Here is a 24,545-nt window from a genome sequence, read left to right as displayed (position 1 = left end):
CTGCGACACGAAGTCAACGCTACGGGGGAATGCCATGACCTTCACGTTCACGATGGTCGACCGCGAGAGCGGCCAGACCGCGAACGTCTACGTGGACGGCGACGACTCCCGGGCGGTGCGCGAGCTGGTGGCCGAGGCCGAGCGCCTCATCGCCACGGACGTCGTCGCCTCCGGCCGGACCCCCGTGTACTTCGTCGGGGAACAGCCGCTCGACCTCTCGGCGTCGGTCGCCGAGTCGGGCGTCCGCGAGGGCGTGGTGGTGCGCCGGAGCCTCGAACAGGTGCCGCCGCCGCCGCTCCGCCCGCTGACCGACGCCGAGGTCCGGATCGTGTCCGGGCTGCACGCGGGGACGATCGTGCGGGTCAGCACCGGCACGGTGACCATCGGTACGTCGCCGTCCGCGCACGTGCGGGTACCGGTGAGCACCACGGACGAGGTCGAGGCCGAGGCGTCGGGGTCCGACACGGTGCCGGAGATCGCCCTGCTCGTCACGGTGACGGCCGACGGCGCGAAGGTGCGCCCGGCGAACGGCTACTCCGGGGCGCTGCTGGACGGCGAGCCGGTCACCGAGGAGACCGACTGGCCCGAGACCGCACAGCTCGCGGTCGGCGGGGTCCTGCTCGGCTTCGGCCGCGCCCCGAACCGCGGCGCCCACCTGTCCCTGGCGGACGACGGCATGTCGCTCGAGTACAACCGGCCGCCGCGCATCCTGCCGCCGGACGAGCACACCCGCTACCAGCTGCCCCCGCCGCCGACCGAGCCCCCGGCCCGGGCGCTCCCCATCCTGATGGCGCTGGCGCCGATGGGCATGGCGGTCATGTTCGTGTCGACCACCGGTCGCTGGATCTACCTGCTCATCGCCCTGCTGTCGCCGATCCTGATGATCATCACGGGCCTCCAGGGCCGCCGGCAGGGCAAGAAGACGTACCGACAACGCGTCGTGGAGTACGAGGACACCAAGGCGCGGATCGAGGCGGACGCGACCGAGAGCCTCCAGTCCGAACGTGCACGCTGGATCGCGAGCGCGCCGGACCCCGCCGCCGTCTACGAGACGGCGGTCACGCCCCTGCCGCGCCTGTGGGAGCGACGCCGGACGGACCCGGACCACCTGCTGGTCCGCGTCGGCACGGCGACGCAGCGCTCAGAGGTGACCATCGAGGACCCGGAGCAGCTGTCCCACAAGCGGACCGTCGCGTGGGACGCGACGGACGTGCCGGTGCGCATCCGCCTGGCCGAGCGCGGCGTGATCGGCATCGCCGGTCCGGACGACGACGCCCGACGACTCGCGAACTGGGTGGTCGCGCAGCTCGCGACGCTGCAGAGTCCGAAGGACGTCACCTTCACGCTGCTCACCGACACCACGCGCACGTCGCTGTGGGAGTGGATGTCCTGGCTGCCGCACGTCCGCCGCGACGGTGCGGACCAGCCGATGACGAGCATCGCCTCGAACGCCGCGTCGACCGCGCGGGCGATCGCCGAGCTCGCCGCGATCATCGACGCCCGCAAGGAAGCCGGGATCGGCAAGAAGACCCCGCCGGCCGACGAGATCGTCGTCGTGATGGACGGCGCGCGCCGGCTCCGCGCGATGCCCTCGCTCGTGCAGGTGCTCAAGGAGGGGCCGTCGGTCGGGGTGTTCAGCATCTGCCTCGACCTGGACGAGCGGCTCCTGCCCGAGGAGTGCGACGCCGTGGTGGTCGTCCGCGACGACCGGGTGCGGGTCACCCAGCAGCGCAGTGAGCGCATCGACGACGCACGCCCCGACCTGGTCGACCAGGACTGGCTCGAGTGGGTCGCCCGGTCGCTGTCGCCGATCGTCGACGCCAGCCCGGACGTGCAGGACGGCGCCATCCCGTCGTCCGCCCGGCTGCTCGACGTGCTCCAGCTCGAACCGCCGACGTCCGAGGCCGTGCAGGCACGCTGGCTGCTCGGAGGCCGCAGTACCACCGCCGTGGTGGGGGCGTCGATCGACGGGCCGTTCGCGATCGACCTGCGGAACGACGGCCCGCACGGCCTGGTCGCCGGGACCACCGGTTCCGGCAAGTCCGAGCTGCTGCAGACGATCGTGGCGTCCCTCGCCGTGGCGAACCGTCCGGACGAGATGAACTTCGTGCTCGTCGACTACAAGGGCGGTGCGGCCTTCAAGGACTGCGTCGACCTTCCGCACACGGTCGGCATGGTCACCGACCTCGACACGCACCAGGTCGAGCGCGCGCTCGAGTCGCTCGGCGCCGAGCTCCGCACCCGCGAGCACGCCCTCGCCGAGGTCGGGGCGAAGGACCTGGAGGACTACCAGGACCTCCAGGCCAAGCGCGCGGCGAACGGGGACACGATCCCGAGCCTGCCGCGGCTGCTCATCGTCATCGACGAGTTCGCCTCGCTCGCCCGCGAGCTGCCCGACTTCGTCAAGGGCCTGGTGAACATCGCCCAGCGCGGTCGTTCGCTCGGCATCCACCTGATCCTCGCCACGCAGCGACCGGGCGGTGTCGTGTCGCCCGAGATCCGCGCGAACACGAACCTCCGGATCGCGCTGCGCGTCACCGACCAGTCGGAGAGCCAGGACGTCATCGGCGCGAACGACGCCGCGCGGATCGCGAAGTCGACCCCGGGACGCGCCTACGTGCGGCTCGGCGCTGCCTCGCTGCTGCCGTTCCAGTCCGGTCGTGTGGGTGGGCGCCGGCCCGGCTCGGACGACCAGGAGGCCCGCCCCGCCCTGGTCCGCGAGCTCACGTTCGCCTCGTACAGCGATCCAGCCCCCCGCCCGGCTGCCGTCGAGGCCGCGGCCAGCGACGTGGAGGTCACCGACCTGAGCGTCCTCGTCGCGTCGATCGACGACGCCACCCGCGCCCTCGGCACCCCCGAGCAGCGGAAGCCCTGGTTGCCGCCGCTCGGCGAGGTCGTCGGGCTCGACGACGTCGAGGCGACCGGCACCGGCGACCTGGCACCGCTGGCGGTCGCCTGGGGCGTCGAGGACCACCCGGGTGACCAGCGGCAGCGCCCGGCGGTGTTCGACCTCGACGCGGACGGTCACCTTTTCGTCATCGGCTCGCCGCGCTCGGGTCGCAGCCAGACGCTCCGCACCCTGGCGGGGGCGATGGCCCTGCGGCTCGGCGTCGGCGACGTGCACATGTACGGGATCGACTGCGGCAACGGTGCGCTGTTGGCCCTCGGGGCGCTGCCGCACTGCGGTGCCGTGGTGCAGCGGCACGAACCCGACCGGGTCTCGCGGCTGCTCGGCATCCTGCTCCGCACGGTGCAGGAGCGCCAGGCCGCCTTCGCCGCCGGCGGGTACTCGTCGATCGCCGAACAGCGGACCGACGCGGGCACCGTGCCGATGCCGCACATCGTCGTGTTCCTCGACCAGTGGGAGAGCTTCATGGCGACCCTGGCGGACGCCGAGAACGGTGCGCTGCACGACGCCGTCCAGACCCTGCTGCGCGAGGGCGTCGGCGTCGGCGTGCACCTGGTCGTCTCCGGCGACCGCACCCTGACGTCCGGCCGGATGTCGAGCCAGGTGGAGCGGAAGCTGCTGCTCGCCCTGGCCGACCGTGGCGACTACAACTACGAGGGCATCAACGGCAAGAAGCTGCCGGAGTCGATCCCACCCGGGCGCGGGTTCCGCAACGCCACGGCGACGGAGACCCAGGTCGCCGTGTTGCCCGGCGGCCTCGGGGGCCGCGACCAGGCCGCCGCGCTGCGGGGCATCGGTGACGAGGTCCGTGCGCACGTGCCGGCGGACGCGCCGAAGCCGTTCCGGATCGACGTGCTCCCGCGCTCCATCACCTTCGCGGACGCCGTGCGGTACCTGCCGTCGGCCGAGGCATCGGTCGGCCGGGTCGCACTCGGTGTCGGCGGCGACGAGCTCCGGCTGTTCACGCACGACTTCGTGCAGGACACCCCGGTCTTCATCGTCGGCGGCAGCCCCCGCTCGGGCAAGAGCACCGCGCTCGTCGCGATGGCCCGCCACGTGCTGTCGGCGGGTGGGTCGGTCGTCGCGGTGACACCGCGGGAGTCCCCGCTCCGAGCACTCGACGGAGCCCCTCGCGTCACGGTCGTGACCGACGGCGCCATCGGGGCCGAGGGGCTGTCCGCCGCGATCGACACCGGCTCGGACGGCTTCACGCTCGTGCTGGTCGACGATGCCGAGGCTCTGAAGGAGTCGCCGGCCGAACCGGTGTTCCGGGCGATCATGGACTCCGACCGGGGTCGTTCGGTCGGGCTCGTCCTGGCCGGTGACGTCGAGGGCGTGGCGAGCGGGTTCCGCGGCTGGCAGGTCGACGCGAAGAAGGCCCGTCGGGGCATGCTCCTCGCGCCGCTCAGCACCGTCGACGGCGACCTGATCGGCACGAAGCTGTCGAAGAGCCTGGTGACCCAGGACCGCGTCGCGGGTCGGGCGCTGCTGAACGACGCCGACCAGGCGCTCCGACTCGTGCAGGTACCGGCGGGCGACTAGCGCCGGCCGCGGGGGCGCCGGCCTCGGGGGTGGAGCCGGAGCCTGCGCAGCCCGGAGCCTGGCCGGTCCGGGGCCTGCTCAGCCCAGCGGCGTCTCGCTGACGAGTCCGACGGCGGGTTCGGCGCGGAGCGTGTGCCCGCCGAACACCACGGTGTCGCCGGGCTGCACGGTCGTGCGCTGCGACGGCACGAGCATCGCCGCGGGGAACCCCGGACGCTGCAGCTCGACGCCGTTCGCCGACGCGGTGTCGAGCACCCAGAGGGAGCCCTCGGCGCCGAACCCGAACTCCAGGTGGGTGCGGCTGAGCAGCCGCTCCGGGTCCTCCAGAGCGATCATGTGGGCGTGTCCGCCGTCCGGGTGGGCGCTCGCGGGGTCACGGCCGATCAGCCCGCCGCCCGACACGGTCACCCGCTGGGCGCCGTCGAGGACGAGCACGGCAGCCGCTGCCTGGCGGGCGGGGGCGGCGTCACGACGGGCGGTGGTTCCGCCGGACGATCCGAGCGGTCGGCCGGGCAGCTGCGCCACGGTCGCCCGGACCCGGTCGGCACTCGCACGCGGAGCCGGGGGCGGTGTGGTGACCGACCGGGCGAGCTCGCCGCGCTGGGCCATCTGTGCCAGGTCACGCTCGCCGACCCGCTCGACGACGGGTTCGACGACCTTGCGCTTCTTCCGGAACGGCCAGAGGCGCATCAGGACGCCTCGCTGCCGACCGCGGCGGAGTCGATGAGCTCGAAGGTGTCGGTCACGGTCTCGAACAGTTCGTACAGGGGCTCGGCCAGGTCGGTCGCGGGCGACGAGACGCTGACCAGGGCGACCTGGTCGCCGGCGGGCACGAACGTCTGCATGAGCACGACGTCGAACGACCCGCGGCCGTCCGGTGCCTGCACCGTCGAGACACCCCAGACGCGCGGCACCCGGCCGACGCGGGGGACCTCGTGCACGTCGACGTGCATGCCGTCGTCGTCACCGCCGAGTGCTGCGACGTGGTCGGTGAGCGCGGCGAGCGGGTCGCCGCCGGCCTCGGGCGCGGGCAGGACCGTCACGGTGAGGGCACCGGAGACGATGCCGTCCTCGCTCGGCTCGGCGAACGCGGCGCAGTACCGCGCGCCGCTGTCCCACGCCGAGCGGGCGAACCGGCGGAGCACCCGGACGATCTCGGTGCGGTGGTCCCACAGTTCCCGGTGGTCCTCGATGCGTTCCTGCACGAGGGCGCTGATCCGGTCGTCGCGGCGTTCCGGTTCGACCGGGAGCTCGAACCAGGACCGCGGGACCGTGATGGCGAAGTGGTCGACCGACATGCCCGCTACCGTACCGTGGCGTGTCGCCTCGCGGTCCGCCGCATCGCCCACAGCAGCAGCGGCCCCGGCAGCCGCAGCAGGGCCCCCGGCACCAGCGCCCGCACCCCGGCCACCACCCGGACGGTGCGCCGGAAGCGCCGTTCCTCCCGCGGCCCCCACGCGAAGCCGTACGCCGTGCGCACCCGTTCCGGCAGCATCCCCACTGTCACGATGCGGACGAGGGGCATCGCCGCCCGCACCCACAGCGGCGCGAACCGCGGGTGCAGCAGGTCTCGGACGACCCCGCGGGCCTCGTCGGTGACCTCGAGCCCCTCCAGCGTCCGCTGCCAGTACCGGTCGAACGCCGCCACCGAGGTCGGCCAACGCTCCGGCGGCACCCGCAGCGCGGTCGCGATCGGGGCGTAGGCGGCGAGGACCTGCTCGGCGCGGGCCGCGGAGACGCGTGTGCCGAACAGGTCGTGCGCCCGTCGGGCGGAGTCGAACAGGGTCGCGGCCACCCAGAGCTGCCGGTCGACGTCATCGGCGCCGGCGACGGGCCGGTGCGCGCGGTTGACGAAGCCCGCTGCGGTCGCCGAGTCGGTGTCGGTGCCGATGACGACGGCGTAGACGAACATCAGGGTGTGGGCGAGCCGCTGCTGGGGTCGCCGGGCGAAGTCCGAGTGCCGCCGGACACCGGCCGCGACGACCGGGTCGGCGATCTGCAGCAGGATGGCGCGGCCGCCCGCGGCCACGGGCGTGCTGTCGGCGAGGAACCGACGCAGGTGACGGTCGTGGACGCGCCCAGCAGGCGGACGGGAGGCACGGTGCGGGTCGTGTGTCGCGCCTCCAGGCCGTGGGGTGGTCACGCCGCACCCCGTCGGCGTCGCGCCCGCAGGACGGGCCGGAGGTCCACGGCGATCGCCGCCAGGAGTGCGACCGCGCCGACGACCAGGGCGACCAGTGCGGACGAGGCGTCGACGGGCGCGTCACCGGTCAGGGCGAGGAGCGTCGCGACGAGCCAGATCGCGGGGAGCGGCCAGAGGCGGGTCGGTGATCCGGTGACGACCGCACCGACGACGCCGACGACGAGGAGCGGGACCCAGCGGCCACCGGGCTCCGAGCGGGCGGCGAGGTGTGCCGCGGCGGCGACCAGCAGCATCGCCGCGACCGCCAGCAGCCGCGCTGCCGAGGGCATGCTGCGGACGCTGGAGCGGACTCGTCGGAACACGGCCCGATGCTACCGAGCCGTGTTCCGGGGGAGCCTGGGCTCAGAGCGGCTTCGTGCCGAGGTCGTTGCCGAGGTCGGCGCGGTCCTCGTCCTGCTCGTTCTCGTGCTCCCACAGGTCGGGCGAGCCCTCGCGCGGGGACCCGCCGGTCGGACCGTCGTCGGAGCCGTCACCGGGCTGCGGCTCCACCGTCTCGCCGGCGACCGCGTCGTTCGTCACCGTCTCGAGGGACTCCTCGGCCTCGTCCACCTCGTACGGGCCGACGTGCTCACGGTCGATGTCGTCGTCGCGACGCTGCTGGGACTCGAAGTCGTCGACGGGGCTGATGCCGGGGTCGCTCATGGTGGTTCCTTTCCGTTGCGGGCTTCCTGCCTACCCGCCGGCGCTTGGCGGCCGTCCGGTTTCGTGTCGTGTTCACCCGGGCGTCACCTTCCGGTCACACCGCCACGGCAGCATCGCCGATGCTCGGGGGAGTGGAGCGCGGTCGCCGACGGGTGGTCGAGCGACCGCGCCTTCCTCGCCCGGGTCGTCCGGGCCCGTCCGCTGGCCGCCGGTGAGCTTCGTCCGTGCCGCTGTCAGACGCGTTCGAGCAGGTCGCGTTGCTCGACGTCGGCGAGTGCGAGGGTGCGGTAGCCGGCGGACTCGAAGAACACCGTGATGCGGTCCGCTTCCGTGCTCATCACCACGCCCGTGCCCCACTCGGCGTGCTCGACGCGCGCGTCCGGCGGCCACGCTTCGTCGTTCGCACCGTCGGCGACGTGGGCAGAGGCCTCGCGGGCCGTGCCGGACGAGCAGGTGTCGCAGTTGCCGCACGGCTCCGGCAGCTCGTCGCCGAAGTAGCCGAGCAGGAACTGCCGGCGGCACCCGGTCGTCTCGGCGAGCTGGCGCATCATCGCGATGCGGGACTCCTCGACCCGTTCCCGTTCGGCAGCACGGTCGGCAGTGGCACGTGCCGCACGGTCGGCGTCCTGCGGGCCGTCGGGCACCCGGGAGACACCGTCCACGTCGTCGCGCAGAGCACCGGCGTCGAGCAGGGCGTTGAGTGCTCGACCGGCGGTGCGGGCCGACAGGCCGGCGGCCTCCACCAGTGCGGAGCGGGCGATCGGACCGGTCGCCGGGACGGCGTCGAACACGGCCCGGACCGAGGCAGGCCGCGGCGAGCCGGACGCGAAGAACGTGCGCAGGCCGAAGTCCTCGGCGCGGTAGTGCAGGGTGGCGCCGGCCGGTTCGGCATCCCGCCCGGCCCGCCCGATCTCCTGGTAGTAGGCGTCGATCGACTCGGGGACGTCGGCGTGCACGACGTACCGGACGTCGGGCTTGTCGATGCCCATGCCGAAGGCACTCGTCGCGACCACCACGTCGACGTCGCCGTCCAGGAACCCCGTGTGCACGGCCTCGCGCTCCGCCACCCGCATGCCGGCGTGGTACGGCTGCGCACGACGACCGCGGGCGGCGAGGGCGTCGGCGTACTCCGTCGTCGCCGCGCGGGTGGCGACGTAGACGACGGTTGGCCCGTCGAGCTCGGCGACCTGGTCGACCACGGCCTGGCGCTTCTCGGCGTCCTCGGCGTGCCGGACCACCTCGAGCCGGATGCCGGGACGGTCGAACCCCGAGGCGAGCACGAACGGGTCGCGCATGCCGAGCCGCTCGACGATGTCGTCCCGCACCGGAGCGGAGCCCGTCGCGGTCAGGGCGAGCACCGGTGGGCGGCCCAGGCGCTCCGCGACCTCGCCGAGCGCCAGGTAGTCGGGTCGGAAGTCGTGGCCCCACGACGAGATGCAGTGCGCCTCGTCGACGGCGACCAGCGCGACCCCGGCGTCACGGAGGCGCTCGAGCACGTCGTCCTTCACCAGCTGTTCGGGGGCCAGGAACACGTAGCCGACCTCGCCCGCGGCGACGGCGTCCCACGCGTCGGCGACGTCCCGTGCCTTCTTCGTGGCGTTCAGGGCGACGGCTCGGGGGGCGTCGGGATGGTGCTCGAGCCCGACCACCTGGTCCTCCTGCAGCGCCACAAGCGGGGAGACGACCACGACGAGGCCGTCCAGCCCGAGGCCGGCGACCTGGTAGATCGCGGACTTCCCCGATCCGGTGGGCATGACTGCCAGGGCGTCGCGGTGTTCGAGCACCGCGTCGATGACGGACTCCTGGTCGGGGCGGAGCTTCCAGCCGAAGACCTCGGTGGCGCGGGTACGGAGTTCGGGTTGCACCGATCCACAGTGCCGAGCGGGAGCTCGGGCCCGTCCCAGCGGTGCGCGCAGCGGCTCATGCGCGTCGGAGCGGACCGGGGCCTGGCATCCATGCACCGGCCGTCCACCGAGCAGCGCTAGGCTGCGTGGCGGCCGTTGTCTCGACATCGAGCGACCCTCGATGTGGAGTGCGCGACCGGGAAACCGATGCCGATCGCACGAACCGTGCGGGAAGAAGAACAGCGTGGATCTTTTCGAGTATCAGGCCAGGGACCTCTTCGAGTCCTACGGCGTCCCCGTGTTGCAGGGGATCATCGCCGACACCCCCGAGCAGGCGAAGGCGGCGGCCGAGAAGATCGGTGGCGTCGTGGTCGTCAAGGCGCAGGTGAAGGTCGGCGGTCGCGGCAAGGCCGGCGGCGTGAAGGTCGCGAAGACCCCGGACGAGGCGTTCGAACACGCGCAGGCCATCCTCGGCCTCGACATCAAGGGCCACACCGTCCAGCGCGTCATGGTCGCCCAGGGTGCCGACATCGCCGAGGAGTTCTACTTCTCCGTGCTGCTCGACCGGGCCAACCGCTCCTACCTCTCGCTCACCAGCGTCGAGGGCGGCATGGAGATCGAGCAGCTCGCCGTCGAGAAGCCCGAGGCACTCGCCCGGGTCGAGGTCGACCCGCTGACCGGGATCGACAAGGCCGCCGCGCTCGAGATCGCCGCGCAGGCGAACTTCCCATCGGAGCTGCAGGACGCCGTCGCCGACGTCTTCGTCAAGCTCTACGACGTCTACAAGGGCGAGGACGCGACCCTCGTCGAGGTGAACCCCCTCGTCCGCACCGGCGACGGCCAGATCCTGGCACTCGACGGCAAGGTCTCGCTCGACGAGAACGCCGACTTCCGCCACGAGGGCCACAAGGACCTCGAGGACACCGCCAGCGAGGACCCGCTCGAGGCCAAGGCGAAGGCCCATGGCCTGAACTACGTCAAGCTCGACGGCCAGGTCGGCGTCATCGGCAACGGCGCGGGGCTCGTCATGTCGACGCTCGACGTCGTCGCCTACGCCGGTGAGCGCCACGGCGGCGTGAAGCCCGCCAACTTCCTCGACATCGGCGGCGGCGCCTCGGCCGAGGTCATGGCCAACGGCCTCGACGTCATCCTCGGCGACCCGCAGGTGAAGAGCGTCTTCGTGAACGTCTTCGGCGGCATCACCGCCTGTGACGCCGTCGCGAACGGCATCGTCGCCGCGCTCGGCATCCTCGGCGACGCGGCCACCAAGCCGCTCGTCGTGCGCCTCGACGGCAACAACGTGGAAGAGGGTCGCCGGATCCTGGCGGAGGCAGCGCACCCGCTCGTCACCGTCGCCGCGACCATGGACGATGCGGCCGAGAAGGCCGCCGAACTCGCCGCCGCAGCGGCCTGAAGGGACTGACCATGTCGATCTTCCTCAACAAGGACTCCAAGGTCATCGTCCAGGGCATCACCGGTGGCGAGGGCACGAAGCACACCGCCCTGATGCTCAAGGCCGGCACGAACGTCGTCGGCGGCGTGAACGCCCGCAAGGCCGGCACCACCGTCACCCACGGCGACGTGTCGCTGCCGGTCTTCGGCTCGGTGCGCGAGGCCATCGACACCACCGGTGCCGACGTCTCGATCGTCTTCGTCCCGCCGGCGTTCGCGAAGGACGCGGTCATGGAGGCCATCGACGCCGAGATCCCGCTCGTCGTCGTCATCACCGAGGGCATCCCCGTGCAGGACTCGGCCGAGTTCTGGGCGCACGCCAAGGCGAAGGGCGGAACGACCCGGATCATCGGGCCGAACTGCCCGGGCATCATCACCCCGGGGGAGTCCCTCGTCGGCATCACCCCGGCGACGATCACCGGCAAGGGCCCGATCGGGCTCGTCTCGAAGTCCGGCACCCTGACCTACCAGATGATGTACGAGCTCCGAGACCTCGGCTTCTCGACCGCCATCGGCATCGGCGGCGACCCGGTCATCGGCACGACGCACATCGATGCGCTCGCCGCGTTCGAGGCCGACCCCGAGACCGAGGCCATCGTGATGATCGGTGAGATCGGTGGCGACGCCGAAGAGCGTGCGGCCGAGTTCATCAAGGCGCACGTCACGAAGCCCGTCGTCGGCTACGTCGCGGGCTTCACGGCCCCCGAGGGCAAGACGATGGGGCACGCCGGCGCGATCGTGTCCGGTTCGGCCGGGACCGCCGAGGCGAAGAAGCAGGCACTCGAGGCCGCCGGCGTCAAGGTCGGCAAGACGCCGTCCGAGACCGCCGCGCTGCTGCGCGAGGTCGTCGCCGCTCGCTAGCGGCCAGCCCGTTCCGCAAAACACCGGTGTTCGTCGGTTGAACCGCGTCCTGCGCGTGTTCGTCCTGCGAACACCGGTGTTTTGCGCCGGCAGCCGCGCGGCTCCGGGGCGGCCGCGCGAGGGGCACGTATCCTCGCTGCGATGAACCGCCTGGGAACCGCTCTGCTCGCCGCGATCGAGGCGGTCGTGACGGTCGGCGTCGGCATCGGGATCGCCCTCGTGCCCCTGACGCTGCTCTGGGGGTTCGAGTACGGCCTGCAGGTCGACTGGGACGTGTTCTGGAAGGCCACCGGCAGCGTCTGGCTCGTCGGGCACGGCGTCGACGTCTCGTTCCTGCTCGGATCAGCACTCGCCAAGAGCACCGGGGTCAGCGGCGCAGCCGACCCCATCCACGTGACCCTGGCGGCCCTCGGGTTCGCGGTCGTGACGGCCTGGCTCGGCGCCCGCGCCGGACGTCGGTTCGCGGAGACCGAGCACCGCACCACCGGGCTGCTGGTCGGGACCGCCGTCGTCGCGCTCCTCGGTCTGGCCGTCGCACTGTCGTCGACCTCGGCTGCCACCCGCCCCACGCTCTGGCAGGCCGTGGTGCTGCCGGCGCTCTGGTTCGGGATCCCTGCACTCGCCGCTTCCGAGGTCTGCCGTCGTCGCCGTGACCTGCCCGCCGACGCCGGCACCCAGCGGGTCATCGACCTGGTCGACCGCATCCCCGCCGTCTGGCGGACCGTCGCCGGGTTCGGCCTGCGCGCCGGGACCGCCGCGACCGCCGTGGTCGTCGGGGTTGCCGCGCTGCTGGTCGGTCTACTCCTCTTCACCTCGTTCGCCGAGGTCATCACCCTGTACGAGCAGTCGCACGCCGGGGTCATCGGCGGCGTCGCACTCACCGTCGGACAGCTCGCCTTCCTGCCGGACTTCGTCGGGTGGGCGACCTCGTGGCTGATCGGCCCCGGGTTCGCCATCGGCACCGGGTCGAGCGTGTCCCCGATCGCCACGACCCTGGGCCCGATCCCCGGGCTGCCGGTCTTCGGCGCGCTGCCGACCTCTGGTCACACCTTCGGGCTCGTCTGGATCCTCGTGCCGGTCATCGCCGGGTTCGCGATCGGCGGCTCGATGCGGCCGCGGTTGGTGCGGGCCCTGGGCGCCGCCGACTCCGCGCTGCACCGTGCGATCGGCGGTGTCGTCGCGGGACTCGTGGCCGGGGTGCTCACGGGGCTCATCGCCTGGGTGTCCTCCGGTTCGTTCGGCCCCGGGCGCCTGGCCGACGTCGGCCCGAACGCCCTCGCGGTCGGCGGGTTCGCCGCACTCGAGGTCGGCCTGCCGGCGATCATCGCCCTCGCCGCGGGCAGTGACCTGGTCCGGCTGCCGGACCGCGGATGGACGCGAGAGCGCTGGACCGAGGCCGACGAACCCGACGATGCCCACGACGCGGAGCGCGCCGGGGTCGACGTCGGCGAGGGGTCCCTGCTCGCCGCGCTCGACCAGGCCGGCGCCGGGCGCACCACCGACGTGCACCGCTTCGTGGTCGAGGAGTCCCACGACGGGTCGACCGCTGCACGGCCCCGTGCGACGACCGAACACGTGACCGAACCGGTCAGCAGCGAGCCCGCCTCCGCGCCCGCACGGCCCGCCTCCGCACCCGCACGACCCGCCTCCGCACCCGCGCCCGTCGCACCGCGTGCCGGCGACACCGACCACGACGTCGAGCTCCCCGACTGGGCGAAGACCGACGCGGTGGCCGCCGACCGCCTGGCCGCTGAGCCCGACCCGGAGCGCCGCGGTGCCGGACGAGCAGCGCTGGGTGGCCTCCGCGACCGCCTGGCCGGCGCGGCCGAAGGGGTCCGAGGTCGAGCCGGTGCACTCCGCGACCGCGTGACCGGCTCCGACGCCGAGCCGGATCGACCCAGCCCCGAGCGGACCGCAGCCCCCGCACCCGCGTCCACACCCACCCCGGTGCCGACCGACGCCCAGCCCGCGTTCCCGTGGAGCACCGAGGAGTTCGTGGCCGGCCGCGATGACGTCGACGAGACCGCCGAGGCGGACCGCGTGGACGTCGCGCCCGACACCAGGGCGCCCGCCTCGAAGCCGGCGGAGCCGTCCCGCCCGGCGAAGTGGGACGTCACCGACCAGATCCCCGAGGACGAGCTGCCCTGGTGGCGGCAGCCGAAGGACGACCGGTAACAGCGCCCGTCGCGTGCGTGCCTGCCGGTAGGGTTGGTGCCGTGCTCGAACTGGTCGTCCTGATCTCCGGTACCGGGTCGAACCTCCGAGCCCTGCTCGAAGCGACCTTCGACGCCGAGTACCCCGCCCGTGTCGTCGCCATCGGTGCCGACCGTGACGCCGAGGGTCTCGGCCTGGGCGAGGAGTTCTCGATCCCGACCTTCACGGTGCCCTTCACCCGCTACGACTCCCGCGCCGAGTGGGGCCAGGCCCTGGCAGAGCAGATCCGCCCGTGGTCGCCCGACCTGCTCGTCCTCTCCGGCCTGATGCGCCTGCTGCCCCCGGCCGTGGTGTCCGAGTTCGCCCCGGGGATCATCAACACCCACCCGGCGTACCTGCCCGAGTTCCCCGGCGCCCACGGCGTGCGGGACGCCCTGGCCGCCGGGGTCACCGAGACCGGTGCGAGCGTCATCGCGGTCGACGACGGCGTCGACACGGGTCCGATCCTCGCGCAGGAGCGCATCCCGGTGCTGCCGGGGGACACCGAGTCGACGCTGCACGACCGCATCAAGCCGGTCGAGCGCCGCCTGCTCATCCAGACCATCCTCGACATCGCCAACGGCACCACCGACCTGAAGGGCACCCCGAGCGCATGAGCGTGCACGCAGCCGACCCCAGCCTCTACCGCGACCGTGACGTGGTCCCGGTCCGCCGTGCACTCATCTCGGTGAGCGACAAGTCCGGCCTGCTCGAGCTCGCCGGCGCACTGGCCGACTCCGGGGTCGAGATCGTGTCGACCGGCTCCACCGCCCAGACCATCCGCGACGCGGGCTACGCCGTCACCGACGTCGCGAGCGTCACCGGGTTCCCGGAGTCCCTCGACGGTCGCGTGAAGACGCTGCACCCGTCGGTGCACGCCGGCCTGCTCGCCGACCTGCGGCTCGAGTCGCACGAGCAGCAGCTCGCCGACCTCGACATCGCGCCGTTCGAGCTCGTCGTCGTGAACCTCTACCCGTTCGTCGAGACCGTTGCGTCGGGTGCCGACACCGCGACCGTGGTCGAGAACGTCGACATCGGCGGCCCCGCGATGGTCCGCGCCTCGGCGAAGAACCACCCGAACGTGGCGATCGTCGTGTCCCCGGCGTCCTACCCCGAGGTCGTCGAGGCCGTCCGTGCCGGCGGCACGACGCTCGAGCTCCGGAAGCGCCTCGCCGCCCAGGCCTTCGCGCACACCGCCGCCTACGACACCGCGGTGGCGTCCTACTTCGCGAGCGACGTCGTCACCGCCGCTGCGGCCCCGACGACCGCCGGCGACATCCGGACCCCCGGTGCGTTCGACGAGCACCTGACGGTCGAGGCCGAGCTGTCCGCGACCCTGCGCTACGGCGAGAACGCGCACCAGGCCGCGGCGCTCTACACGACGTCGGACGGCACCGGCATCGCGCAGGCGACGCAGCTGCACGGCAAGGAGATGTCGTACAACAACTACGTCGACGCCGACGCAGCGGTCCGTGCGGCCTTCGACTTCGACGAGCCCGCCGTCGCGATCATCAAGCACGCCAACCCGTGCGGCATCGCGATCGCCCCGGCCGATTCCGCCGACCCGATCGCCTCGGCCCACGCCGCCGCGCACGCCTGCGACCCGCTCTCGGCGTTCGGTGGGGTCATCGCCGCGAACCGCCCTGTCACCGTGGCCATGGCCGAGACCGTGAAGGACATCTTCACCGAGGTCGTCGTCGCCCCCGGGTTCGACCCCGAGGCGCTCGAGATCCTGTCGCGCAAGAAGAACATCCGCCTGCTCACGCTCCCGGCCGACTTCGCGCTCGCCGACCGCGAGGTCAAGCAGATCTCCGGCGGGTTCCTGGTGCAGGACGCCGACCGCTTCACGGGCTTCGACCAGTCCACGTGGACCCTCGTCGCCGGCGAGCCCGCCGACGAGCAGACCCTCGCCGACCTGGCCTTCGCGTGGAAGGCGAGCCGTTCGGTCAAGTCGAACGCCATCCTGCTGGCGAACCAGGGCGCGAGCGTCGGTGTCGGCATGGGCCAGGTCAACCGGGTCGACTCCTGCCACCTCGCGGTGAACCGTGCCGGTGACCGTGCGACCGGCAGCGTCGCGGCGTCGGACGCGTTCTTCCCGTTCGCCGACGGCCTGCAGGTGCTGCTCGACGCCGGTGTCCGTGCGGTGGCGCAGCCCGGTGGCAGCGTCCGCGACGACGAGGTCATCGCCGCGGCGAAGGCCGCCGGCGTCACGATGTACTTCACGAGCGAGCGCCACTTCTTCCACTGATGTGAACAATCGGTGGCGAACCATTGCGCGCCGTGAGTCACTGTGAATAGTCTGTAAGGCTCCGCGGCAGGCAGCCGACGATCCCTCGGGACCGGCGGCACCGCGGACACAACGGTGACGAAGACGACGACTGGAGTGACGATGGACAACATGACCGGAACCGTGGCGACGGCCGCCCGTGCAGGTCTCGTGTCCGTCGTGGGGACCACTCCCGCACGGCGATCCCTGATCGCACCGCGGCCCCGCGCCGCGGCCGCCGTCTAGTCGGGCCGTTCCCACGGCCCCGCGACGCAGCACCACCGGCGTCCGCGAACCACCCGCCTGAACCCGGGGGACGACTGTCCCTCGGTGCCTCCGGCCCGACCGACGTCACGCGAGTGACGGCGGAGACGCGACCACGCGCCCGGCCGATGATCACCACGCAACGCCACACCGAGCCTCCAGGCCGAAGCCGCGCGACGCGAGCAAGCAAGCAGCAAGCAAGCAGCAAGCAGCAAGCAGCAAGCAAGCAAGCAAGCAAGCAGCGAGCAAGCACCGCGCAGCGCGACCCGGGGACCCGGCAGACGCATGAGGACGCAACGCATGTCCAAGTCGCCCACCACGGCGCGCCCGTCCACCTTCCGCGCGATCGCGCGGATCTACCCCTACGTGAAGCCCTACCAGGGGCGCCTCATCGGCGGCATGGCCGCAGCGATGGGAGCCTCCCTGGTGGCGCTCGCAATCCCCTACGTGCTGCAGTGGCTCGTCGACGGTCCGCTGTCGTCGCGCGACTCGGCACAGATCTGGCCCGCCGGGCTCGGGGTGCTCGCCCTCGGTGTGCTCGAGGCGTTCTTCATCGCCTCGCGCCGCCGGCTGGTGATGCGCCCCTCGACCCGCATCGAGACCAGCATGCGCAACTCGCTCTACGCGAAGCTGCAGGACCTGCCGGTCGCGTTCCACGACCGCTGGGAGTCCGGGCAGCTGCTCTCCCGTTCCGTGTCGGACCTGTCGCTGATCCGGCGCTGGCTGGCCTTCGGGGTCGTCCTGCTCGTCGTCAACATCGTGACGATCGTCGTCGGCTTCGTCGTGCTGTTCACCTTCGGGTGGATCCTCGGGCTGATCTTCCTGATCGCCTCGATCCCGCTGTGGATCAACGGCCTGCTGTTCGAGCGCCGGTACTCCGCCGTCGCACGACGCAGCCAGGACCAGGTCGGTGACCTCGCCACGAGCGTCGAGCAGTCGGTGCACGGCATCCGCGTGCTCAAGGCGTTCGGTCGCGGCGGCGCGAAGCTCGAGGAGTTCAGCGAGCAGGCCGAGGCCCTGCGCGGCACCGAGATCAAGAAGGCGAAGGCCATCGCGGGCATCTGGCTGTGGCTGCTGCTCGTGCCGGACGTCGCGTTCGCGCTGTGCCTGCTCGCCGGTATCTGGCTGGCGTCGCAGGGGCAGCTCAGCGTCGGGCAGCTGTTCGCGTTCTTCGCGACGGCGACGGTGCTGCGGTTCCCGATCGAGTCGATCGGCTTCCTACTCTCGATGACGTTCGACACCCGCACGGCGGTCGACCGCTTCTTCGAGGTCATGGACTCCGAGAACACCATCACGGACCCGGAGCACCCGAAGACGATCGCGGAGCCGCACGGTGCCCTGTCGTTCAACGGCGTGCACTTCCGGTACCAGGACTCCGCACCGCAGTACCCGGACCTGATCAACGGCGTCGAACTGCAGCTGCAGCCGGGCGAGACCATGGCGCTCGTCGGGCTCACCGGCTGCGGCAAGACGACACTGCTCTCGCTCGTGCCGCGTCTGTACGACGTGACCGGCGGTTCGGTGACGATCGACGGGGTCGACATCCGCGACCTCACCCGCGAAGAGCTGCGCCGGCACGTCGGCGTCGCGTTCGAGGACGCCACCCTGTTCTCGTCGACCGTGCGTGAGAACGTGCTGCTCGGTCGACCGGACGTGCAGGGTGCCGAGGCCGAAGCGCTCATGCGCGAGGCGCTCGACATCGCGCAGGCGTCCTTCGTGGACGACCTGCCCGACGGCGTCGACACCCGGGTCGGCGAAGAGGGGCTGTCGCTGTCCGGTGGGCAGCGCCAGCGCCTGGCGCTCGCCCGCGCGATCGCCGCACGGCCGTCGGTGCTCGTGCTCGACGACCCGCTGTCGGCGCTCGACGTCGACACCGAGGCGCGGGTCGAGGCGGGCCTGCGACGCGTGCTCGCCGACACCACGTCGCTCATCGTGGCGCACCGTCCGTCGACGGTGACGCTGGCCGACCGGGTCGCCCTGATGGAGAACGGCGTCGTCACGGCCGTCGGGACCCACCACGACCTGATGGCCACCAACGAGCACTACCGCTACGTCATCTCGTCGCTCGACGACGACGACGCGACCGCACGACAGGAGGCGATGGCATGAGCCAGCAGACCGACCAGAACCTGCCGGGAGGAACGGCGTCCGTCCCGCAGGAAGCTCCGGACGAGCAGGCTGCCGCCCCCGTCACCGCCTCGATCACCACCATGGGCGTGCGCGGCGAGGAGCGTGAGGACTTCACGAAGGCCGAGAGCAAGCGCCTGCGGCGCCGGTCCCTCGCCCTGCTCGGGTCCCTCGCCGCACCGCTGAAGCTCCGGCTGGTGCTGCTCGGGATCGTGGTCGTGGTCTCGACCGCCGGCACCGTCGCGGGTCCGGCGCTCATCGCGTGGGGCATCGACAACGCCCTGCCCGCGGTGATGGACCAGAACGACTGGGTGCCGGCGTTCGGGGTCGTCGCGACGTACATCGTGGTGGCCGTCCTCGGCGCGGTGCTCACCGCCTGGTACACGGTGCTCGCGGCACGGATCAGCCAGGCGATCCTGTTCGACCTCCGCAAGCGGGTGTTCCTGCACACGCAGCGGCTCTCGCTCGAGTTCCACGAGACCTACACGTCGGGCCGGATCATCTCGCGCCAGACGAGTGACCTCGACTCGATCCGCGAGCTGCTCGACTCCGGGTTGAACCAGCTCATCCAGGGCGTGCTGTACATGGCGTTCACCGCCGTGGCCCTGGTGCTGCTCGACCCGACGTCCGGGCTCGTGCTCGCGGTGTCGCTCGTGCCGCTCTGGTTCCTGATCCGCTGGTTCCAGACGAACTCGCAGACACTGTTCCGCTCCACCCGTGTCACCTCGGCGCGCGTCATCGTGCACTTCGTCGAGACGATGACGGGCATCCGCGCGGTGCAGGCGTTCCGCAAGGAGTCCCGCAACCGTGACGAGTACGGCGGCTACGTCGAGGACTACCGGGTGGCGAACACGAAGGTGTTCAACCTGTTCGGGACCTTCGACCCGGTGCTCGTGCTCATCGGCAACGCCACGCTCGCCGCGGTCGTCATCGTCGGTGGTTTCCGGATCGTCGGCGGGACGCTCGAGGTCGGTGCGCTGCTCGCGGTCGCGCTGTACGCCAAGCGCTTCTTCGACCCGGCGCAGGAACTCGCGATGTTCTACAACGGGTACCAGTCGGCCTCGGCGGCGATGGAGAAGATCTCCGGTGTCCTCGAGGAACGGCCGAGCGTGCCGGACCCCGTGAAGCCCACCCGCCTGGCGGACGCCACCGGGAAGATGGACTTCGACGACGTCGTCTTCGCCTACAACAAGGGCAAGGTCGTGCTGCCGGAGTTCGACCTGCACATCCCGTCGGGGCAGACCATCGCCCTCGTCGGGTCCACCGGTGCCGGCAAGTCGACGCTCGCCAAGCTCATGGCGCGCTTCTACGACCCGACCCAGGGCTCGGTCAAGCTCGACGGTGTGGACCTGCGCGACCTCGACACGAAGGACATGCGCCGCGCGATCGTCATGGTCACGCAGGAGGCCTACCTGTTCTCCGGCACCGTCGCGGACAACATCGCGCTCGGCAAGCCCGGTGCGTCGCGTGAGGAGATCGAGGCGTCGGCCAAGGCCGTCGGCGCGCACGAGTTCATCATGGCGCTGCCCGACGGGTACGACACCGACGTGAACAAGCGCGGCGGTCGTGTCTCGGCGGGTCAGCGGCAGCTGCTCTCGTTCGCGCGGGCCTTCATCGCGGACCCGAAGGTGCTCATCCTCGACGAGGCCACGGCGTCGCTCGACATCCCGTCGGAGCGACTCGTGCAGGAGGGCCTGGAGACCCTGCTCGCCGACCGCACCGCGGTGATCATCGCGCACCGGCTGTCCACCGTCGCGATCGCCCACCGGGTGCTCGTGATGGAGCACGGCCGGATCGTCGAGGACGGCACCCCCGCCGACCTCATCGCCGGCACCGGGCGGTTCGCCCAGCTGCACGCGGCCTGGCGCGACTCGCTCGTCTAGGCCCCGAACGGGCTGCACCACGTGGTTGGCTTGCTCCATGAGCAACGACAGCGTGGTGCAGCCCGGCGGCGTCGCCCTGCACGACCCCTTCTACGGTGCCCCCTTCACCGAGGCCGTCCGACGGTTCTGGCGGAAGTACACCGTGTTCACCGGACGGGCATCGCGCGCCGAGTTCTGGTGGTGGTGGCTGACGTCGTTCGCGATCGGGCTCGTGCTGCAGCTCGTGCCGCAGGTGTTCACGCCGGACACCCCGGTGCTCGAGAACCCCGTCGGCTCGTACCTGTTCATGCTGTGGGTGCTCGCGACGCTCATCGGGTCGCTCGCGCTCGGCGCCCGACGGCTGCACGACGCCAACCTGTCCGGGTTCTGGCAGTTCCTGCACGTGCTGCCGGGCCTCGGCTCACTCATCGTGTACGTGCTGTGCCTCCTGCCCGCGAACCCGAAGGGTGCGCGCTTCGACCGCTGACGGCCGAACCAGGGCGGACCCCGGCGGGCCGACCTGCGCGGACCGGGGATCAGAACGGGTCGTCCGCGTCCGTGGCGGGTGACCAGCGCGCACGACGCATGTCGAGCCTCCAGGCCGTCGTCCCCTGCACGAGCGGCGTCCCCTCGACGCGGTAGTGCTCGAGCGCACGGGCCTCGTGGTGCAGCGGCGGGTGCCCACCCGCGCGCACCACGCGCCACCACGGCAGGTCGGCGCCCTCGTGCGCCATCACCTTGCCGACGGCACGCGACGCCCGCGACCCGAGGGCTGCGGCGACGTCGCCGTACGTCATGACGTGACCCGGCGGGATCATCCGCACCACCTCGGCGACGGCTGCGCCGAAGTCGACGGGGGCGTCGTCGGATGCCACGTCGTCGGAGGGCACGTCCTACGGGGAGTGCTAGAGCGTCAGGACCGCGAAGTGGTCGCCGTACTGGGTCTCGCGCACGACCTCGAAGCCCACGGCGCGGAAGAACGCCTCGGGGCTGTCGTCGCCGCCCGGCTCGTACACGACCGTCAGCCGCTCGAACCCGCGGCTGCGTGCCTCGTCCGCCAGACCGTGCACGGCGAAGCGACCGACGCCCCGGCCCTGCGCGCTCGCCGCCACGTTGACGCGCCAGATGCAGCTCCGCAGCTCTTCCTGCGCGTTGTCGGCGTCGAACGAACCGATGATCAGGCCGAGGACCTCGTCGTCGTCGAGGACGACACGGGTCCACGCGGAGCTCGGCTTGACGTCGGACTCGGCGACCCCGTAGGTGGTCGGCTGCACGAACTGTTCCTGGCCCGGCTTGAGCGTCAGGGAGTTGGCCGCGGCAGCGGTCTTCGCGGAGAGTTCTTCCAGGCGCAGGTCGGACATGCGGCCAGGCTAACGGTGCAGACCCTGCGGAAGCCAGTGACGACGGCAGACCGAGACCGCACCGTTGCCGCGGCGGAACCGGGCGGCCGACCGGCGTGTGGTGCTCACGGCATGACGTCACCCGAGTTCGGGCCGAGCGTCTGCCCGGTGTACAGGTCACCCGCTGGCGACGACGCGAGCAGCAGGGCGGTCGGAGCGACCTCGGCGGGGACCCCGAAACGTCCGATCGGGAGCTCGGCGGCCTTGTCCGTCCGCCACTGCGCCGTCATCCGGTCCGTCATCGGGGACACGATCGGGCCGGGTGCGATCGCGTTGACGAGCACGCCTCGTCCGCTCCACTCGATCGCGGCGCTCTTCGTCAGCGCGATGACGCCGGCCTTCGCGGCCGCGTAGTGCGCGACCTCGGAGCCGCCCTTGATCGCCAGCTGGGAGGCGAGGTTGATGATGCGCCCGTGCCCGTCGCGGAGCATCCGCCGACCGACTGCTCGCATCACCAGGAAGACCCCGGTCAGGTCGATCGCCATGACGCGCGCCCAGTCAGCGGTGGTGAGCTCCTCGAGCGGGGCCTGCGTGAGCACGCCGGCGGCGTTCACCAGGACCTGGATCCCGCCGGACTCCTCGTCGACCGATGCCACGGCGGCCTCGACCCCGTCTTCGTCCGTGACGTCGAGCACGATGGTGCGGACGCCCAGCCGCTCGGCGAGGTCCGCCAGGCCGTCGGCGTCGAGGTCCGCGGCGACGACCCGCGCTCCGGCGGCGACGAAGGTCTCCACGATCGCGAGACCGATGCCGCTCGCGCCACCCGTCACCAGGGCGGTCGTCCCGGTGAGGTCGAACACCGTCCCGTCGGGCATCAGTCGGCCATCAAGATGGTCAGGCCGCCGTCGACGACGAGTTCCTGCCCGGTGACGTAGCGCGCCTCGTGGCTGAGCAGGAACCGGATGGCCGCGGCGGCTTCGTCGGCGTGGCCGACACGACCCCACGGGATCCGCGCACCCGCGGCGGCGAGGCCCGCCGGGCCGAGCGAGTTCTGGGCGTCCGAGGACTGCGGCGTCTCGATGAGCCCCGGGACGATGGTGTTCACCCGGATCCCGCGCGGCGCCAGCTCGGCTGCCGCACTCCGGGCGAGGCCGATCACTGCAGCCTTGCACGCGGCGTAGTGGCTGTGTGCGACCCAGCCGTACACGCCGCCCGCGATCGAGGACACGGCCACCATCGACCCGCCCCGGTCGAGGTGCCGGGCACCGGCCCGGAGCGTGCGCATCACACCGTGCAGGTCCACCTGCAGGATGTCGTCCCACGCCGCGTCGGTCATGGTGTCGAGCGGCTGCCGACGGAGGACCCCCGCTCCCGCCACCACGTGGTCGACGCGACCCCAGCGGTCGACGGCCGCCTGGAACACGGCGTCGACGTCCGCGGTGCTGCGGACGTCCGCGGTGACCGTCAGCGCACTGCCCCCGGCCGCCTCGACGGCGTCGACGACGGGTGCGGGATCGTGCGGGTCACCCGCGAAGACGGGGATGACGATGTTCGCGCCGTACTCGGCGAGCTGCACCGCGAGGGCCGCGCCGATCCCGCTCGCGGCGCCGGTGATGACGACTACGCTCCCCGAGAACTCGGAGTACACGCCGGTCGGTGTCGTGGCGCTCAATGGTCGATCACCGCCACGCGCTTCGTCCCGAGCATGATCAGACCGGAGAGGACCATGCCGCCCGCACCGACGATGAGGGCGGCCGGGCCGAGCCCGATGCTCCCGGCGACGAGGGCCGTCAGCACAGCCGAGCCGATGATGGTGCCGGGCTGGCCCATCGCGGTGACGAACGCGGACCCGGTGGCGCGGCAGCTCGAGTCGAAGCACTCCGCCTGCAGGAAGAGCAGCGACGCGTACGGTCCGAGCAGGAAGAACAGCGTCAGCATGTACGTGACCAGGACGTAGCCGAAGTCGTCCGGACCGAGCACGAAGAGGGTCCAGCAGACACCCGCGAGCACCCAGCCCACGACGATCGTGGTCTTGCGGCCGATGATGTCGCCGAGCCAGCCGTGGAACAGGTAGCCGGCGGCGCCGACCACGTTCGACAGCACGATGATGAGCAGCGACATGCTCGCGTCGACACCCTTGACGCCCTCGAGCATCGTCGTCCCGAGCACGCTCGTGGTGGTGATGCCGAAGTAGTTCACGATCCACGCGATCGAGAGCACGACGGTGTTGCGTGCGTACCGTCGGCCGAAGATCGCCCGCAGCGGGTTCGGCCCCTCGTCGACGATGCCGAAGCGGGCGGCGACCTCGGTGGCTTCCTCGGCGCGACCGGACTTCCGCAGCTGCCGCAGGTACGTGTTCAGACGGTGCTGCGGCGTCTCCTTGATGCCCTTGCGCAGGAACAGGACGAACAGCGCCGGAACGGTGGCGATGAGGAACGCGAGCCGCCAGGACTCCTGTCCGAACAGCCCGTTGATGCCGGCGATGAACGCGGCCGCGAGGAGCGCGCCGATCGGCCACCCGGTCTGGACGAGGCTGTAGAAGAAGCCGCGACGCTTCTTGACGCCCTCGAGCTCGGTGAGCGCGAAGACCTCGTTGAGGTAGGTGGAGTTGACCGACTGCTCGGCCATCCCGAAGCCGCTCAGGGCCCGGAAGCCGACGAGCGAGGCGACCCCCGTCGACGCCGCCGTCAGCAGCGACGACAGGGCCGCGCCACCGATCGTGATCATCATGCCGCGGCGCCGGCCGAGTCGGTCCACGAACAGACCGACGAGGACGACGACGACGAAGACACCGACGCTCACGAGGGTGTTCGCCAGCAGGGCGGTCTGTTCGTTCCACCCGAAGTCCTCGGCGATGCGGGGGAGGAGCGTGCCGAACATGATGAAGTCGTAGACGGCGAGCGTCCAGGCGAAGAACGCCAGGGTCGCGCCGCGCTTGGTCTCCTTCGGCCCGATCGTCGGGAACGTCCCGGTGGCGAGCTCGAGGTCCTCGGGCTCGTGGATGGTCGTGGTGGACATGGTCTTCCTCTCGGTACGGCGGT

General features: G+C 71.9%; 20 protein-coding genes. 9 read left to right on the top strand and 11 right to left on the bottom strand.

The window, feature by feature from the left end; genetic code table 11:
* The first annotated feature begins 34 nt into the window (after positions 1 to 34).
* Entirely contained in the window at positions 35 to 4,450 is a 4,416-nt protein-coding gene (locus tag DEJ08_RS16545) for an FtsK/SpoIIIE domain-containing protein (protein ID WP_111054132.1), read from the top strand.
* Between the two features lie 78 nt (positions 4,451 to 4,528).
* On the opposite strand, the gene DEJ08_RS16540 is transcribed toward DEJ08_RS16545, so the two are convergent.
* The 6 genes from DEJ08_RS16540 to DEJ08_RS16515 all read right to left on the bottom strand — a co-directional run bounded on the left by DEJ08_RS16540 (position 4,529) and on the right by DEJ08_RS16515 (position 9,160).
* Complete coding sequence (locus DEJ08_RS16540) at positions 4,529 to 5,140, bottom strand: FHA domain-containing protein (protein WP_111054131.1); 612 nt, start codon at positions 5,138 to 5,140, stop codon at positions 4,529 to 4,531.
* Positions 5,140 to 5,748: a hypothetical protein gene (locus DEJ08_RS16535; RefSeq protein ID WP_071404663.1), complete on the bottom strand. Its 609-nt coding sequence runs from the start codon at positions 5,746 to 5,748 to the stop codon at positions 5,140 to 5,142. The genes DEJ08_RS16540 and DEJ08_RS16535 overlap by 1 nt, the downstream gene beginning before the upstream one ends.
* A gap of 5 nt (positions 5,749 to 5,753) precedes the next feature.
* Positions 5,754 to 6,593 carry an oxygenase MpaB family protein gene (locus DEJ08_RS16530; RefSeq protein ID WP_111054130.1) on the bottom strand — a complete coding sequence of 280 codons (840 nt, stop codon included), beginning with the start codon at positions 6,591 to 6,593 and terminating at the stop codon, positions 5,754 to 5,756.
* Positions 6,590 to 6,955: a hypothetical protein gene (locus DEJ08_RS16525; RefSeq protein ID WP_139196640.1), complete on the bottom strand. Its 366-nt coding sequence runs from the start codon at positions 6,953 to 6,955 to the stop codon at positions 6,590 to 6,592. The genes DEJ08_RS16530 and DEJ08_RS16525 overlap by 4 nt, the downstream gene beginning before the upstream one ends.
* Positions 6,956 to 6,995: 40 nt before the next feature.
* Positions 6,996 to 7,295, bottom strand: a complete 300-nt coding sequence (locus DEJ08_RS16520) for a hypothetical protein (protein WP_035809242.1) — start codon at positions 7,293 to 7,295, stop codon at positions 6,996 to 6,998.
* Between the two features lie 233 nt (positions 7,296 to 7,528).
* Positions 7,529 to 9,160, bottom strand: coding sequence for a RecQ family ATP-dependent DNA helicase (locus tag DEJ08_RS16515; protein WP_111054129.1), 1,632 nt, complete (start codon positions 9,158 to 9,160; stop codon positions 7,529 to 7,531).
* Positions 9,161 to 9,383: 223 nt separating this feature from the next.
* Between DEJ08_RS16515 and sucC the strand changes: the two genes are divergently transcribed.
* From sucC to DEJ08_RS16475, 8 genes are all read left to right on the top strand, one after another.
* Positions 9,384 to 10,553: an ADP-forming succinate--CoA ligase subunit beta gene (sucC, locus tag DEJ08_RS16510; protein ID WP_110863167.1), complete on the top strand. Its 1,170-nt coding sequence runs from the start codon at positions 9,384 to 9,386 to the stop codon at positions 10,551 to 10,553.
* Positions 10,554 to 10,564: 11 nt separating this feature from the next.
* Positions 10,565 to 11,452 carry a succinate--CoA ligase subunit alpha gene (gene sucD, locus DEJ08_RS16505; protein ID WP_071404667.1) on the top strand — a complete coding sequence of 296 codons (888 nt, stop codon included), beginning with the start codon at positions 10,565 to 10,567 and terminating at the stop codon, positions 11,450 to 11,452.
* 141 nt (positions 11,453 to 11,593) lie between these two features.
* A complete protein-coding gene (locus tag DEJ08_RS16500; protein ID WP_181438946.1) occupies positions 11,594 to 13,627 on the top strand; it encodes a cell division protein PerM in 2,034 nt (677 codons plus the stop codon).
* A gap of 41 nt (positions 13,628 to 13,668) precedes the next feature.
* On the top strand, positions 13,669 to 14,262 hold the full coding sequence (gene purN, locus DEJ08_RS16495) for a phosphoribosylglycinamide formyltransferase (protein ID WP_071404669.1): 594 nt from the start codon (positions 13,669 to 13,671) through the stop codon (positions 14,260 to 14,262).
* Positions 14,259 to 15,893: a bifunctional phosphoribosylaminoimidazolecarboxamide formyltransferase/IMP cyclohydrolase gene (purH, locus tag DEJ08_RS16490; RefSeq protein WP_111054128.1), complete on the top strand. Its 1,635-nt coding sequence runs from the start codon at positions 14,259 to 14,261 to the stop codon at positions 15,891 to 15,893. Before purN ends, purH begins: the two co-directional genes overlap by 4 nt.
* A 582-nt stretch (positions 15,894 to 16,475) precedes the next feature.
* Positions 16,476 to 18,284: an ABC transporter ATP-binding protein gene (locus DEJ08_RS16485; RefSeq protein WP_027466673.1), complete on the top strand. Its 1,809-nt coding sequence runs from the start codon at positions 16,476 to 16,478 to the stop codon at positions 18,282 to 18,284.
* A gap of 101 nt (positions 18,285 to 18,385) precedes the next feature.
* Positions 18,386 to 20,185: an ABC transporter ATP-binding protein gene (locus tag DEJ08_RS16480; RefSeq protein WP_110863292.1), complete on the top strand. Its 1,800-nt coding sequence runs from the start codon at positions 18,386 to 18,388 to the stop codon at positions 20,183 to 20,185.
* A gap of 37 nt (positions 20,186 to 20,222) precedes the next feature.
* Positions 20,223 to 20,651 carry a DUF805 domain-containing protein gene (locus DEJ08_RS16475; RefSeq protein WP_110863162.1) on the top strand — a complete coding sequence of 143 codons (429 nt, stop codon included), beginning with the start codon at positions 20,223 to 20,225 and terminating at the stop codon, positions 20,649 to 20,651.
* 49 nt (positions 20,652 to 20,700) lie between these two features.
* Here DEJ08_RS16475 and DEJ08_RS16470 read toward each other — a convergent pair whose 3' ends face one another.
* From DEJ08_RS16470 to DEJ08_RS16450, 5 genes are all read right to left on the bottom strand, one after another.
* Entirely contained in the window at positions 20,701 to 21,039 is a 339-nt protein-coding gene (locus DEJ08_RS16470; protein WP_111024811.1) for an MGMT family protein, read from the bottom strand.
* 30 nt (positions 21,040 to 21,069) lie between these two features.
* The gene (locus DEJ08_RS16465; RefSeq protein ID WP_027466669.1) at positions 21,070 to 21,525 is read right to left on the bottom strand and encodes a GNAT family N-acetyltransferase; all 456 of its coding nucleotides are present in this window, start codon (positions 21,523 to 21,525) and stop codon (positions 21,070 to 21,072) included.
* A 104-nt stretch (positions 21,526 to 21,629) separates the two neighbouring features.
* Complete coding sequence (locus DEJ08_RS16460; protein ID WP_111054126.1) at positions 21,630 to 22,379, bottom strand: SDR family NAD(P)-dependent oxidoreductase; 750 nt, start codon at positions 22,377 to 22,379, stop codon at positions 21,630 to 21,632.
* Positions 22,379 to 23,176: an SDR family NAD(P)-dependent oxidoreductase gene (locus DEJ08_RS16455; RefSeq protein WP_258367015.1), complete on the bottom strand. Its 798-nt coding sequence runs from the start codon at positions 23,174 to 23,176 to the stop codon at positions 22,379 to 22,381. Before DEJ08_RS16455 ends, DEJ08_RS16460 begins: the two co-directional genes overlap by 1 nt.
* Positions 23,173 to 24,522 carry an MFS transporter gene (locus tag DEJ08_RS16450; protein WP_181438945.1) on the bottom strand — a complete coding sequence of 450 codons (1,350 nt, stop codon included), beginning with the start codon at positions 24,520 to 24,522 and terminating at the stop codon, positions 23,173 to 23,175. Before DEJ08_RS16450 ends, DEJ08_RS16455 begins: the two co-directional genes overlap by 4 nt.
* Between the last annotated feature and the right edge of the window lie 23 nt (positions 24,523 to 24,545).

Origin of the sequence: Curtobacterium sp. MCLR17_054 (genome assembly GCF_003234335.2) — a bacterium.
Taxonomy (GTDB): domain Bacteria; phylum Actinomycetota; class Actinomycetes; order Actinomycetales; family Microbacteriaceae; genus Curtobacterium; species Curtobacterium flaccumfaciens.
The sequence above is the reverse complement of the archived record's forward strand: the minus strand, read 5'-3'. Positions and strand labels throughout refer to the sequence as shown.